Annotated in this window: 12 protein-coding genes and 1 riboswitch; of the genes, 8 read left to right on the forward strand and 4 right to left on the reverse strand. The window is 59.8% G+C overall.

Annotation, left to right across the window (positions count from 1 at the left end):
- Positions 1-12: 12 nt before the first annotated feature.
- The gene (hutU, locus tag AC2TE5_RS06555; protein ID WP_182071401.1) at positions 13-1,698 is read left to right on the forward strand and encodes a urocanate hydratase; all 1,686 of its coding nucleotides are present in this window, start codon (positions 13-15) and stop codon (positions 1,696-1,698) included.
- A complete protein-coding gene (gene hutH, locus AC2TE5_RS06560; protein ID WP_484612867.1) occupies positions 1,698-3,218 on the forward strand; it encodes a histidine ammonia-lyase in 1,521 nt (506 codons plus the stop codon). The genes hutU and hutH overlap by 1 nt, the downstream gene beginning before the upstream one ends.
- A gap of 103 nt (positions 3,219-3,321) precedes the next feature.
- Here the strand turns inward: hutH and AC2TE5_RS06565 are convergent, their stop codons facing one another.
- Together AC2TE5_RS06565 and bioA are read right to left on the reverse strand one after the other, a co-directional pair.
- Positions 3,322-3,798, reverse strand: coding sequence for a kinase inhibitor (locus AC2TE5_RS06565; protein ID WP_008501131.1), 477 nt, complete (start codon positions 3,796-3,798; stop codon positions 3,322-3,324).
- 48 nt (positions 3,799-3,846) lie between these two features.
- Entirely contained in the window at positions 3,847-5,136 is a 1,290-nt protein-coding gene (bioA, locus tag AC2TE5_RS06570; protein WP_484612868.1) for an adenosylmethionine--8-amino-7-oxononanoate transaminase, read from the reverse strand.
- An 86-nt stretch (positions 5,137-5,222) separates the two neighbouring features.
- Here bioA and bioB point away from each other — a divergent pair, with 86 nt between their 5' ends.
- From bioB to bioD, 4 genes are read left to right on the forward strand one after another with little or no spacing between them, the layout of a single operon-like run.
- A complete protein-coding gene (gene bioB / locus AC2TE5_RS06575) occupies positions 5,223-6,263 on the forward strand; it encodes a biotin synthase BioB (RefSeq protein ID WP_484612869.1) in 1,041 nt (346 codons plus the stop codon).
- Entirely contained in the window at positions 6,260-7,417 is a 1,158-nt protein-coding gene (gene bioF, locus AC2TE5_RS06580; protein WP_484612870.1) for an 8-amino-7-oxononanoate synthase, read from the forward strand. Before bioB ends, bioF begins: the two co-directional genes overlap by 4 nt.
- Positions 7,401-8,156 carry a malonyl-ACP O-methyltransferase BioC gene (bioC, locus tag AC2TE5_RS06585; protein WP_484613317.1) on the forward strand — a complete coding sequence of 252 codons (756 nt, stop codon included), beginning with the start codon at positions 7,401-7,403 and terminating at the stop codon, positions 8,154-8,156. The genes bioF and bioC overlap by 17 nt, the downstream gene beginning before the upstream one ends.
- A complete protein-coding gene (gene bioD, locus AC2TE5_RS06590) occupies positions 8,149-8,850 on the forward strand; it encodes a dethiobiotin synthase (RefSeq protein ID WP_484612871.1) in 702 nt (233 codons plus the stop codon). The genes bioC and bioD overlap by 8 nt, the downstream gene beginning before the upstream one ends.
- Here bioD and AC2TE5_RS06595 read toward each other — a convergent pair.
- Positions 8,813-9,535, reverse strand: coding sequence for an ABC transporter ATP-binding protein (locus tag AC2TE5_RS06595; protein ID WP_121425407.1), 723 nt, complete (start codon positions 9,533-9,535; stop codon positions 8,813-8,815). The genes bioD and AC2TE5_RS06595 overlap by 38 nt on opposite strands.
- Before the next feature lie 752 nt (positions 9,536-10,287).
- Between AC2TE5_RS06595 and uvrB the strand changes: the two genes are divergently transcribed.
- The gene (gene uvrB / locus AC2TE5_RS06600; RefSeq protein ID WP_109846300.1) at positions 10,288-12,303 is read left to right on the forward strand and encodes an excinuclease ABC subunit UvrB; all 2,016 of its coding nucleotides are present in this window, start codon (positions 10,288-10,290) and stop codon (positions 12,301-12,303) included.
- Positions 12,304-12,375: 72 nt separating this feature from the next.
- Here the strand turns inward: uvrB and yvcK are convergent, their stop codons facing one another.
- Positions 12,376-13,284: a uridine diphosphate-N-acetylglucosamine-binding protein YvcK gene (gene yvcK, locus AC2TE5_RS06605; protein ID WP_484612872.1), complete on the reverse strand. Its 909-nt coding sequence runs from the start codon at positions 13,282-13,284 to the stop codon at positions 12,376-12,378.
- A gap of 225 nt (positions 13,285-13,509) precedes the next feature.
- Positions 13,510-13,643, forward strand: a riboswitch (molybdenum cofactor riboswitch).
- On the opposite strand from yvcK, the gene moaA reads away from it, so the two are divergent.
- The gene (gene moaA / locus AC2TE5_RS06610) at positions 13,631-14,620 is read left to right on the forward strand and encodes a GTP 3',8-cyclase MoaA (RefSeq protein ID WP_059346371.1); all 990 of its coding nucleotides are present in this window, start codon (positions 13,631-13,633) and stop codon (positions 14,618-14,620) included. It overlaps the preceding riboswitch by 13 nt.
- Positions 14,621-14,623: the final 3 nt, after the last annotated feature.

The raw sequence follows: 14,623 nt of genomic DNA on the forward strand, positions 1-14,623 counted from the left end.
GAGGAGCACACAATGTCGTCAGGTAAATACCGCCAGCAGGATGTCCGCGCCGCGCGCGGCACCACTCTCACCGCCAAAAGCTGGCTCACCGAAGCCCCGCTGCGCATGTTGATGAACAACCTTGATCCTGAGGTAGCGGAGAACCCCCACGAGCTGGTGGTCTACGGCGGCATAGGCCGCGCCGCGCGCAACTGGGAATGCTATGACGCAATTGTAAAATCCCTGACCGAACTCGAACACGACGAAACCCTGCTGGTGCAGTCCGGCAAGCCGGTGGGCGTATTTAAAACGCACAAAAACGCGCCCCGCGTGCTGATCGCCAACTCTAACCTCGTGCCGCACTGGGCTACCTGGGAACACTTCAACGAGCTGGACGCGAAAGGGCTGGCGATGTATGGCCAGATGACCGCGGGTAGCTGGATCTACATCGGCAGCCAGGGGATCGTGCAGGGCACCTACGAAACCTTCGTCGAAGCCGGCCGTCAGCACTATAACGGCTCGCTGAAAGGCCGCTGGGTATTGACCGCGGGTCTTGGCGGTATGGGCGGCGCGCAGCCCCTGGCCGCCACGCTTGCCGGTGCCTGCTCGCTCAATATTGAGTGCCAGCAGAGCCGCATTGATTTCCGTCTGCGCACCCGCTACGTCGATGAACAGGCAACCGATCTGGACGATGCGCTGGCGCGCATCAAAAAATACACATCCGAAGGCAAAGCGGTGTCGATTGCCCTGTGCGGCAACGCGGCGGACATTCTCCCGCAGCTCGTCGCCCGCGGCGTGCGCCCGGATCTGGTCACCGACCAGACCAGCGCCCATGACCCGCTGCACGGTTACCTGCCAAAAGGCTGGACGTGGGAAGAATATCAGCAAAAAGCGGAAACCGACCCGGAAGGTACGGTACTCGCCGCGAAACGCGCCATGGCAGAACACGTCTCCGCCATGCTGGCCTTTAGCCAGATGGGCATTCCGACCTTTGACTACGGCAACAACATCCGCCAGATGGCGAAAGAGATGGGCGTGAATAACGCATTCGACTTCCCGGGATTCGTTCCTGCCTATATTCGCCCGCTGTTCTGCCGCGGCATCGGCCCGTTCCGCTGGGTTGCCCTGTCCGGTGACCCGGAGGATATCTACAAAACCGACGCCAAAGTGAAGGAGATCGTTGCCGATGACGAACACCTGCATCGCTGGCTGGACATGGCCCGCGAGCGCATTAACTTCCAGGGCCTGCCGGCGCGTATCTGCTGGGTAGGGCTGGAGTGGCGTCAAAAACTCGGCCTCGCCTTCAATGAAATGGTGCGCAGCGGTGAAGTCTCCGCGCCGATCGTCATTGGCCGAGACCACCTGGACTCCGGCTCCGTCGCCAGCCCGAACCGCGAAACCGAAGCCATGCGCGACGGCTCGGATGCGGTCTCCGACTGGCCGCTGCTGAATGCTCTGCTCAATACCGCCAGCGGCGCGACCTGGGTATCGCTGCACCACGGCGGCGGCGTGGGGATGGGCTTCTCCCAGCATTCCGGGATGGTCATCGTCTGCGACGGAACCGATGAAGCCGCCGCGCGTATCGCTCGCGTCCTGCACAACGACCCGGCAACCGGCGTGATGCGTCACGCGGATGCGGGTTATGAGATTGCCATTGACTGTGCCAAAGAGCAGGGCCTTAACCTGCCGATGATCCCTGCCACACAAGGAAAGCATTAATGAACGCGTTAACACTCACTCCCGGCTCGCTGACGCTCAAACAGCTGCGTAACGTCTGGCGTAAACCGGTCACTCTTTCGCTGGATGCAACGGCCCACGCCGCCATTAACGACAGCGTCGCCTGCGTCGAAGCCATCGTTGCCGAAGGGCGCACCGCCTACGGGATTAACACCGGCTTTGGGCTGCTGGCGCAGACCCGCATCGCGACGCACGATCTGGAAAACTTACAGCGCTCGCTGGTGCTGTCGCATGCCGCGGGCGTGGGTCAGCCGCTGGACGATGAGATTGTCCGTCTGATGATGGTCCTCAAAATCAACAGCCTGGCGCGCGGCTTTTCCGGCATTCGCCTGAGCGTGATTCAGGCGCTGATGGCGCTGGTTAATGCGGAAGTCTATCCGTGGATCCCGGCAAAAGGTTCCGTCGGTGCCTCCGGCGATCTTGCGCCGCTGGCGCACATGTCGCTGCTGCTGCTGGGCGAAGGCAAAGCGCGCTGGCAGGGCGAGTGGCTTCCTGCGAAAGAGGCGCTGAAAAAAGCCGGGTTAAATCCGATCACGCTGGCGGCGAAAGAGGGGCTGGCGCTGCTGAACGGCACGCAGGCATCGACCGCTTTCGCGCTGCGCGGCCTGTTTGAAGCGGAAGATCTGTTTGCCTCGGCGGTAGTGTGCGGTGCGCTGACCACCGAAGCCGTGCTGGGCTCGCGTCGCCCGTTCGATGCCCGCATCCACGAGGTGCGCGGCCAGCGCGGTCAAATTGATGCCGCCGCGATGTACCGTCACGTGCTTACCGATACCAGCGAAATTGCCGATTCACACCATAACTGCGAGAAGGTGCAGGATCCCTATTCCCTGCGCTGCCAGCCGCAGGTGATGGGCGCGTGCCTGACGCAGCTGCGTCAGGCGGCCGAGGTGCTGCTGGTCGAAGCCAACGCGGTGTCCGATAACCCGCTGGTGTTCGCCGAGGAAAACGAGGTGGTTTCCGGGGGCAACTTCCACGCCGAGCCGGTGGCAATGGCGGCGGATAATATCGCCCTGGCGATTGCCGAAGTTGGCGCGTTGTCCGAGCGCCGCATTGCGCTGATGATGGATAAACATATGTCCCAGCTGCCGCCGTTCCTGGTGCGTAACGGCGGGGTCAACTCGGGCTTTATGATTGCCCAGGTCACCGCGGCGGCGCTGGCGAGCGAGAACAAAGCCCTGTCGCACCCGCACAGCGTGGACAGCCTGCCAACGTCCGCGAACCAGGAAGATCACGTTTCGATGGCACCGGCTGCCGGACGTCGTCTCTGGGAAATGGCCTCCAACACCCGCGGCGTGCTGGCGGTGGAATGGCTGGCGGCAAGTCAGGGTATCGATCTGCGAGAAGGGCTAAAATCCAGCCCGCTGCTGGAGCAGGCGCGTCATGCGCTGCGCGAGCATGTATCGCACTACGATGACGATCGCTTCTTTGCGCCGGATATTGATAAGGCGATGCAGCTTCTGGAAGAAGGGCGGCTGGTGGGGCTGTTACCTTCGGTGCTGTGATATTTACCCTCACCCTAACCCTCTCCCACAGGGAGAGGGAACTGTCAGATTTTCTCCCTCTCCCTGTGGGAGAGGGCCGGGGTGAGGGCATCAGCCCGCACTATTACGAATACATCGCCGTAATCGACGCGCTCCCAAGCGAATGGAAATGCACGTTAAACCCTACCATCGCGCCGCTCGCCCCTTCATCGACCTCAATTTTCTCCACATCCAGCGCGTGCACCGTGAAGATATAGCGGTGGGTTTCCCCTTTTGGTGGAGCCGCGCCGCCGTAGCCCGCTTTACCAAAATCGGTGCGTGTCTGAATGGCGCCTTCAGGCAGGGCAACCAGGTCTGAACCGGAGCCCTGCGGCAGGACGCGCGTGTCGGCAGGCAGGTTCGCCACAATCCAGTGCCACCAGCCGGAGCCGGTAGGCGCATCCGGGTCGTAACAGGTCACGACAAAGCTTTTGGTTCCGGCCGGAACCTCGTCCCACGCCAGGTGCGGGGAGATATTGTCTCCCTGATACCCCATGCCGTTGAATACGTGGCGTTCCGGCAGTTTTTCACCGTCGCGCAGATCTTTACTGATGATTTTCATACGGTTTACCCTCGTTGATCGCTCGTTCAGCAAGTGTAATGCATAGGGTTACATCGTGAAATGCGCGGGAATGTTAACGGCTGTTACAACCGCGTCGGTTAATTTACGCAGCTGCTCTGGCGTAATGCTGTACGGCGGCATCAGGTAGATAAGCTTGCCGAAAGGCCGCACCCAGACGCCCTGCTCAACGAAGAAGCGCTGCAGCGCCGCCATATTCACCGGATGGGTGGTTTCAATCACCCCGATGGCGCCCAGCACGCGAACGTCCGCCACAAAATTCGCACCCGAGGCGGCGCTCAGCGCCTCTTTCAGCTGCGCCTCAATCGCCGCCACCTGCGTCTGCCACTCGCCGCCTTCCAGAATGGCCAGGCTTTCGCTTGCGACGGCGCAGGCGAGAGGATTACCCATAAACGTCGGGCCGTGCATAAAGCAGCCCGCCTCGCCGTCGCTGATGGTGTCGGCAACGTGACGGGTCGTGAGCGTGGCGGAGAGCGTCATGGTGCCGCCGGTCAGCGCCTTGCCCAGACACAGAATATCCGGGGCGATACCCGCATGCTCGCAGGCAAACAGCTTGCCGGTGCGGCCAAAGCCGGTGGCGATCTCATCGGCAATCAGCAGAATGCCCTCGCGGTCGCACATCCTGCGAATACGCCTCAGCCATTCCGGATGGTACATCCGCATTCCGCCTGCGCCCTGTACAATCGGCTCAAGGATCACGGCGGCGATGTCATGGCGGTGCGCCGCCATCTTCCGCGCGAAGCCGACCATGTCCATTTCATTCCACTCGCCGTCGAAGCGGCTCTGGGGGGCCGGGGCAAACAGGTTTTCCGGCAGGTAGCCCTTCCACAGGCTGTGCATGGAGTTGTCCGGATCGCACACCGACATCGCCCCGAAGGTATCCCCGTGATAGCCGTTGCGGAAGGTGAGGAACCGCTGGCGCGTTTCGCCCTTCGCGTGCCAGTACTGCAGCGCCATTTTCATCGCCACTTCCACCGCCACGGAGCCGGAATCGGCCAGGAACACGCACTCCAGCGATGCAGGCGTCATCGCCACCAGGCGACGGCATAAATCCACCGCGGGCTGGTGGGTGATTCCGCCAAACATCACGTGCGACATCCGGTCAATCTGCGCCTTCATCGCCGCATTCAGGCGCGGGTGGTTGTACCCGTGAATGGCCGCCCACCAGGAGGACATCCCGTCAACGAGCCGCTCGCCGCTGGCGAGGTGCAGCTCGCAGCCGTGGGCCGAGGCCACCGGATAGACGGGAAGGGGGCGGGTGGTGGAGGTGTAAGGGTGCCAGATATGCTGCTTGTCGAAGGCGAGATCGTCCTGGGTCATAATCGACTTGTAAACCATTTTGAAAAGTTTTAGGTTTACGAGTATAAACCGAACCGAAAATTAACAAAACCCTTTGGAGAAGCCCAATGGCTCACCACGCACGCTGGACGATGTCGCAAGTTACTGAATTATTTAATAAACCTTTCCTTGAGCTGATGTTTGAAGCCCAACAGGTGCATCGTCAGCACTTCGATCCCCGCCATGTTCAGGTCAGCACGCTGCTGTCGATCAAGACCGGTGCCTGTCCTGAAGACTGCAAATATTGCCCGCAGAGCGCGCGCTACAAAACCGGCCTGGAGCCCGAACGGCTGATGGAAGTGGAGCAGGTGCTCGACTCGGCGCGCAAGGCGAAAAACGCCGGCTCGACCCGCTTCTGCATGGGCGCGGCGTGGAAGAACCCGCACGACCGCGACATGCCGTATCTGGAGCAGATGGTGAAGGGCGTGAAGGAGATGGGCCTCGAAGCCTGTATGACGCTCGGCACGCTGAACGACGAGCAGGCGCAGCGCCTCTCCGCGGCGGGGCTGGACTACTACAACCACAACCTCGACACCTCGCCGGAGTTTTACGGCAACGTCATCACCACCCGTACCTATCAGGAGCGTCTGGATACCCTGGATAAGGTGCGTGACGCGGGGATCAAGGTCTGCTCCGGCGGTATCGTGGGCTTAGGCGAAACGGTGAGAGACCGCGCGGGCCTGCTGCTGCAGCTGGCGAACCTGCCGACTCCGCCGGAAAGCGTGCCGATCAACATGCTGGTGAAGGTCAAGGGCACGCCGATGGCGGACAACGACGACGTGGATGCGTTTGATTTTATCCGCACCATCGCGGTGGCGCGCATCATGATGCCGACCTCTTTCGTGCGCCTCTCCGCCGGTCGCGAGCAGATGAGTGAGCAAACTCAGGCCATGTGCTTTATGGCTGGAGCCAACTCCATCTTCTACGGCTGCAAGCTGCTGACCACGCCGAACCCGGAAGAGGACAAAGACGTTCAGCTGTTCCGCAAGCTGGGGCTTAACCCGCATCAGACCGAGGTGCTGACGGGCGATAACGAGCAACAGCAGCAGCTGGAGCAGCAGATTTTCAACGCCGACACCGACCAGTTCTACAACGCGGCAGCCGTATGACCTGGCAGGCACGAGTCAATACCGCGCTGGACGAACGCCGGGCGGCAGAGGCGTTTCGCGTTCGCAGGGTGGTGGAAAACGGCGCGGGCCGTCTTCTTACCCGCGACGGGCGGCAGTTTTGTAATTTCTCCAGCAACGACTATCTCGGGCTGAGCCAGCATCCGGCCATCGTCCGGGCCTGGCAGCAGGGGGCGGAGCGGTTTGGCGTGGGCAGCGGCGGCTCGGGACACGTCAGCGGATACACCACGGCGCATCAGGCGCTGGAAGAGGCGCTTGCCGACTGGCTGGGCTACCCGCGCGCGCTGCTGTTTATCTCCGGCTTTGCCGCCAATCAGGCGGTCATTACCGCCCTGATGGAAAAAGAGGACCGCATTGTTGCTGACCGCCTGAGCCACGCCTCGCTGCTGGAGGCGGCAAATTTAAGCCCGGCGCAGCTGCGCCGCTTCGCCCATAACGATGCGGGGCAGCTTGCTGTGCTGCTGGATAAACCCTGCGACGGACAGCAGCTGGCGGTCACGGAAGGGGTGTTCAGCATGGACGGCGACAGCGCACCGCTTGCCGCGCTGCACGAGGCCGCAAAGCGGCAAAACGCCTGGCTGCTGGTGGACGATGCCCACGGCATTGGCGTGATGGGCGACGAAGGTCGCGGCAGCGCGCATCAGCAAAACGTGAAGCCGGAACTGCTGATTGTCACCTTCGGCAAAGGCTTTGGCGTCAGCGGCGCCGCCGTGCTGTGCAGCGAGTCCGTCGCCGACTATCTGCTGCAGTTTGCCCGACACCTGATCTACAGCACCAGCATGCCCCCGGCGCAGGCCGTGGCGCTGTCTGCGTCGCTGTCGGTGATCCGCAGCGCAGAAGGGGATGAGCGTCGTCAGCGGCTGGCAGAGCATATCTCACGCTTCCGCCAGGGGCTAGCGGCGCTGCCCTTCCACAGTCCGGATTCGCAGAGCGCTATCCAGCCGGTGATTGTCGGCGAAAACGGCCGCGCGCTGGCGCTGGCACAGGCGCTGCGCGAGCGCGGGATGTGGGTGACCGCCATCCGCCCGCCAACGGTCCCGCCGGGTACCGCGCGGCTGCGCTTAACCCTGACGGCGGCGCATGAAGCACGGGATATCCAGACGCTGCTGGAGGCGCTCCATATTGCCGGTGAATAAACAGGCCGTTGCGGCGGCATTTGGCCGGGCCGCGCACAGCTATTCGCAGCACGACGAACTGCAGCGTCAGAGCGCGCAGGAGCTTCTGGCCGCGCTTGGCGAGAACCGCTTTCCGCAGGTGCTGGATGCCGGCTGTGGTCCCGGCAGCAACAGCCGCTACTGGCGCGGAGCGGGAAGCCAGGTCACGGCTATCGACCTCTCAGACCAGATGCTCGACGAGGCGCGTCAGCGGCAGGCAGCGGATCGCTATCTGCTGGCCGATATCGAGGCGATCCCGCTGGCGGATGCGCAGTTCGATCTGGTCTGGAGTCATCTGGCGGTCCAGTGGTGCAGCAGCCTGCCGCAGGCCCTGCGCGAGCTTTATCGCGTGGCGCGACCGGGCGGAAAGGTGGCCTTTACCACCCTGCTGGAAAGTTCGCTGCCGGAGCTGAATCAGGCGTGGAAAGCGGTGGATGAGCAGCCGCACGCTAACCGCTTTTTATCGCATGACCAGGTGACGCAGGCGCTGGCAGGCTGGCGCTACCGCAGCACGGTGCAGACCATCACCCTCAATTTTAGCGATGCGTTCAGCGCGATGCGCTCGCTGAAGGGCATCGGGGCCACGCACCTGCATGCCGGACGGGAGAGAAAACCGCTGACCCGGGGACAGCTGCAGCGTCTGGAGCTGGCCTGGCCGCAGCAGCGGGGGCATTTCCCGCTCTCTTATCAACTTTTTCATGGGATTATCGAACGTGACTGAACGTTATTTTGTTACCGGCACGGACACGGAAGTGGGCAAAACGGTTGCCAGCTCGGCGCTGCTGCAGGCGGCAAGGAAGCTTGGGAAAAACACCGCCGGATATAAGCCGGTTGCTTCCGGCAGCGAGATGACGCCGGAAGGGTTACGCAACACCGACGCGCTGGCGCTCCAGCGTAACAGCACGATTGAACTGGCCTATTCAGCGGTCAATCCGTACACCTTTGCCGAGCCGACCTCGCCGCACATCATCAGCGCTGACGAAGGTCGTCCGATTGATTTCGCGGTGCTGTCTGCCGGGTTACGGACGCTGGAAGGCCAGGCCGACTGGGTGCTGGTGGAAGGTGCAGGGGGCTGGTTTACGCCGCTTTCGGACGCGCAGACGTTTGCCGACTGGGTGCAGGCCGAGCAGCTTCCGGTCATTCTGGTCGTCGGCGTCAAGCTGGGCTGCATCAATCACGCCATGTTGACCGCGCAGGCCGTGCAGCAGGCCGGGCTGCGTCTGGCGGGCTGGATAGCCAACGACGTGGTTGCGCCGGGGAAACGACACCTGGAGTATCTGGCGACGCTCAGGCGCGTACTTTCCGCCCCGTGCCTCGGGGAAATTCCCTGGCTTGCTGACGGCGCGGAAAATGCCGAAACCGGGCGTTATCTCGATCTCAGCGTCTTGCTTCCCGCGACATCCAGTGCGCGATAAGCTCGTCATCCAGTTCGTTAACGTGGCCCTGCGCCACGTTACGCCCGCGATAGAGCATACAGAAACGGTCCGCAACCCGGCGGATAAACGACAGCTGCTGCTCCGCTAACAGCACCGTCATACCTAACTCCCGGTTTAAGCGCACCAGCAGCTGCCCCAGCTTCTGGGCGAAGCTGTGTCCTGCGCCGTGCAGGGGCTCATCGAGGATCAGCAGGTGCGGGCGGTTCACCAGCGCATTAGCCAGCGCCAGCTGGTACTGGTCGTCCGGAGAGAGCGTGTTGGCGCGGGTCTGTCGCAATGCGTAGAGCGCCGGAAACAGGTCGTAAACGTCACTTTTCGCTTCCGGGTTGGGTTTCCCCATCGCCCGCATGGCGATATGCAGATTCTCCTCAATCGTTAGCTGGGAGAAGATCCGCCTGTCCTGCGGGACATAGCCTATCCCCGGTCCTGAACGCTGTTCTGGCGGTAGGTTAAGCAAATCACGCGGCGGCGCGCCCGCCTCATGCCAGATGATGCTGCCGCTTTCGACGGGCACTCTCCCGGCGATGCAATTCATGAGGGTGGTTTTCCCCATTCCCGGCAGGCCAACGACGCCTGTACACATCCCTTGCGGAAAATCCAAATTCACGTTCCATAGCGTATGTTGGCTTCCGTAAAACTGATTCACAGCACGCAGACTCAACATCTTTCTCTCCTTAAAAATGTGTGTAGGTGAGGCTCGTGATTGAGTGTGCAAAACCCCTGCCAGAACCCGAAAAGTGTTTAAAAAAACGGCTTTTTTAGGAATAAGTCACCGGAGAGGGGCAGAGAAAAAAAGGGATTGCACATCGACGGTGCTGGCGGTGTTGAGTTGTGGTGCAGTGCCCGAAATGATGAAAATGTGAGCAAGATCTCATCAGTTGGTTATGAATGACACAACTGTTAATCATCAAAAAAGAGCTATAAAAATTTTTTACTGCCGTCTCGTGGGAAAATCCGGGAATTTGCCGAGCGCCACGCTGTATGGGCTGGAAGCAGTTATCCACTATTCCTGTGGATAACCATGTGCATTAGAGTTAGAAAACATGCGATAAGCGAGAGAAGACGCGGCTTACGCCCAAATTGACGCGAAACGCGGCTTTAGAAAATATCGTTTATTATTTAACTGCTTAGATAAAAGCAATTCCCGTCATGAAAGTGTCACCCGTTGCCACAAAACTATCATTACCTGGCTTGACAAATGTTAAAAAAGAAAAAGTTCTGGGGATAACCTGACCTGACTGGTGTTTTATATTGTCACAGCCCAAATTTTGGCCGTTATCGCACCAATCCTTCAGGCGCTATGCTAAATATCCTGACATGCCACTGGTTTTTCATCCAGTGTTTTTTACTGGCATTCCTGGCAACAACGAGTAAAATTACTCACCTGCCGCTTTTAACGTCATCAGGTTGTCGCCCATGAGTAAACCGTTCAAATTGAATTCTGCTTTCCGTCCATCTGGCGATCAGCCTGAGGCGATCCGTCGTCTGGAAGAGGGGCTGGAAGATGGGCTGGCGCACCAGACGCTATTAGGTGTGACGGGGTCAGGTAAAACCTTCACCATCGCCAACGTGATTGCGGATCTCCAGCGCCCAACGATGGTGCTGGCACCCAATAAAACCCTGGCCGCGCAGCTTTACGGCGAGATGAAAGAGTTCTTCCCGGAAAATGCGGTGGAGTATTTCGTCTCCTACTACGATTACTACCAGCCTGAAGCCTATGTGCCGAGCTCTGACACCTTCATCGAGAAGGACGCCTCGGTGAACGAACACATCGAGCAGATGCGACTGTCGGCCACTAAGGCGCTTCTGGAGCGTCGCGACGTGGTCGTCGTCGCGTCGGTTTCCGCGATCTACGGTCTGGGCGATCCGGATCTCTATCTCAAAATGATGCTGCACCTGACGCAGGGGATGATCATCGACCAGCGCGCCATCGTTCGTCGTCTGGCGGAGCTGCAGTATGCCCGTAACGATCAGGCGTTCCAGCGCGGGACGTTCCGCGTACGCGGTGAGGTGATCGACATCTTCCCGGCGGAATCGGACGATATGGCGCTGCGCGTCGAGCTGTTTGACGAAGAGGTTGAACGGCTGTCGCTCTTCGACCCCTTGACCGGACACATTGAGTCGGTGATCCAGCGCTTCACCATCTACCCGAAAACGCACTACGTGACGCCGCGCGAGCGTATCGTGCAGGCGATGGAAGAGATCAAAGTGGAGCTGGCCGAGCGCCGTAAGGTGCTGCTGGCGAACAATAAGCTGCTGGAAGAGCAGCGCCTCAGCCAGCGTACCCAGTTCGACCTTGAGATGATGAACGAGCTGGGCTACTGCTCCGGCATTGAAAACTACTCGCGCTTCCTCTCCGGGCGCGGGCCGGGCGAGCCGCCGCCGACGCTGTTTGACTATCTTCCGGCAGACGGTTTGCTGGTGATCGACGAGTCCCACGTCACGATCCCGCAGATCGGCGGGATGTACCGCGGTGACCGCGCGCGTAAAGAGACGCTGGTGGAGTACGGCTTCCGCCTGCCGTCGGCGCTGGATAACCGCCCGATGAAGTTTGAAGAGTTTGAGGCGCTCGCGCCGCAAACCATTTACGTCTCGGCCACGCCGGGCAACTACGAGCTGGAGAAATCCGGTGAAGACGTTGTCGATCAGGTTGTGCGTCCAACGGGTCTGCTTGACCCGATTATTGAAGTTCGTCCGGTGGCCACTCAGGTGGACGATCTGCTCTCTGAGATCCGTGCCCGTTCCGCCATCAACGAGCGCGTGCTGGTGACCACGCTCACCAAGCGCATGGCGGAAGACCTCACCGAGTATCTGGAAGAGCACGGCGAGAAGGTGCGCTATCTGCACTCGGATATCGATACCGTGGAGCGCATGGAGATTATCCGCGATCTGCGTCTGGGCGAGTTTGACGTGCTGGTGGGGATCAACCTGCTGCGAGAAGGCCTGGATATGCCGGAAGTCTCGCTGGTGGCGATTCTGGATGCGGACAAAGAGGGCTTCCTGCGTTCTGAGCGCTCCCTGATCCAGACCATCGGCCGTGCGGCGCGTAACGTCAACGGTAAAGCGATTCTGTACGGTGACAAAATCACCCCGTCGATGGCAAAAGCGATTGGCGAAACGGAGCGCCGCCGCGAGAAGCAGCAGCGCTACAACGAAGAGCACGGCATCACGCCGCAGGGGCTGAACAAGAAGGTGGTGGATATTCTGGCGCTGGGTCAGAACATCGCCAAAACCAAAGCGAAAGGCCGCGGCAAGGCGCGTTCAGTGGTGGAAGAAGATACCGTCGTGCTGACGCCGAAAGCGCTGCAGCAGAAAATCCACGAGCTGGAAGGGCAGATGATGCAGCACGCGCAGAATCTGGAGTTCGAAGAGGCGGCGCAGATCCGCGACCAGCTTCATCAGCTGCGGGATCTTTTCATCGCGGCATCGTGAGTAAAGCGTTGTTTTCTCCCTCTCCCCGTGGGAGAGGGCCGGGGTGAGGGCATCAGGCCGCACAAAACGAAACTAACCCAGCGCCTGAATCGCCTTCTCCAGCGCCTCGCGCAGCAGGTGACGGTCATGGCGATACTTGATATCGCTGGCCTCCAGCGGCTCCTGCACCACCAGACGATCGCCAATCCATGACACATCCACTTTTGGGCCCACGACTACGCCGTCAATGATTTTCTTGCCGACGTAATGCTCCATTACTTCAAGCTTGTCTGCCAGCGACAGGCTCGCCGCCGCCGGGCTCAGTTCACGTCCCAGGTTACCGATGTAAACCATCGGGGCAGGGGTGCGGCGCAGCGCCTGCGCCAGCTCTTTCACCAGCAGAATGGGCATCAGGCTGGTGTAAAAACTGCCTGGACCGATCAGGATAAGATCCGCTTCCCCGATGGCCTCCACCGCTTCTCGCGTGGCGGGTACGCTCGGATAGGTCATTAACTCCGTTGGCGGCAGGATGAGCTGGTCGATATTCACCTCGCCGTAAACTTCATGCCCTTCGGCGTCGATTGCCATCAAGTCAACCGGTTGTTCGGACATAGGGATCAGGAATGCATCCACTTTGAGCAGATTGCGGATTAAGTTGATGGCTTCCAGAGGCCTTACGCTCAGGTGATCAAGCGCCTTTAACATCAGATTTCCGAGGTTATGCCCGGAAAGTTCGCCATTTCCGCCAAAACGGTACTCAAACATCGCCGACGCGACGCTTGGCTCGGTAATTAACTGGTTCAGGCAGTTGCGCATGTCTCCCCAGGCAATGCCGCCTTCGGCACGACGAATGCGCCCGGTTGAGCCGCCGTTATCGGTGGTGGTCACTATCCCGGTCAGTCTTGAGCCGAGTGACGACAAAGAGGACATAACCCGGCCTAAGCCGTGTCCTCCGCCAAGAGCGACCACTCGGTCAAGATCCGCAAAAGTGCGATTGCGCATACGTATTCCTTATCACGTTCGATCGCGTAACAGTAACCTAACTACCCCTAAAAGACGATGCCTCACCCGACGCAAAATGACGTATATCAATGTGAAAATGCGGTTTTTAGGTATTCTGTAGCGAAAATGCAGGATTGAATCGCTATATAGATAATTATATAGCGAAAAGCGATAATGGCGTCGTCAGAATTTCCGCGCTACTATCGCCCTAACCACGTTTTCAAAATTGAAAACATACACTCTAGCCCTTGTGCCTGTGTCGAAAGATATGGCGCTCTGGCCGTGGCGAATTTGCCACCAGGGTACAGAAAGAAATGACTGTGCCTCCCGATCTGGAAAGGTGTACATGGCTTCACAACTTACTGATGCTTTCGCGCGTAAGTTTTATTACTTACGTCTGTCGATTACCGATGTGTGCAACTTCCGTTGCACCTACTGCCTGCCCGATGGCTACAAACCGGGCAGCGTCACCAATAACGGCTTTCTCTCCGTGGATGAAGTGCGCCGCGTCACGCGCGCCTTCTCTGAGCTCGGCACCGAAAAAGTGCGTCTGACCGGCGGTGAACCCTCTCTGCGCCGTGATTTTCCCGACATCATCGCCGCCGTGCGTGAAAACGAACGTATCCGCCAGATTGCCGTGACCACCAACGGTTACCGCATGGCGCGTGACGTGGCGAACTGGCGCGATGCGGGGCTGACGGCGATCAACGTCAGCGTCGATAGCCTGGACGCCCGTCAGTTCCACGCCATTACCGGCCAGGATAAATTTCAGCAGGTCATGGACGGTATCGACGCGGCATTTGCGGCCGGGTTCGAGAAGGTAAAAGTCAACACGGTGCTGATGCGTGATGTGAATCATCATCAGCTGGACACCTTCCTGGCGTGGATCAAATCCCGCCCTATACAGCTGCGTTTTATCGAGCTGATGGAAACCGGCGAGGGCAGCGAGCTGTTCCGTCGCCATCACATCTCCGGCATGGTGCTGCGCGACGCGCTGCTGAGACGCGGCTGGATCCACCAGATCCGCCAGCGCAGCGACGGTCCGGCGCAGGTCTTCTGCCACCCGGATTACGAAGGTGAGATTGGGCTTATCATGCCCTATGAGAAAGACTTCTGCGCCAGCTGCAACCGCCTGCGCGTCTCCTCCGTTGGCAAGCTCCATCTTTGCCTGTTTGGCGACGGCGGCGTAGACCTTCGCGATCTGCTTGAAGACGATGCGCAGCAGGACGCGCTTGAAGCACGTATTTCTGAAGCGCTGACGCATAAAAAACAGACCCACTTCCTGCATCAGGGCAATACCGGCATTACTCAGAACCTGTCCTACATCGGCGGGTAATCA

The sequence above is a fragment of the Enterobacter sp. N5-15 genome (assembly GCF_057221635.1).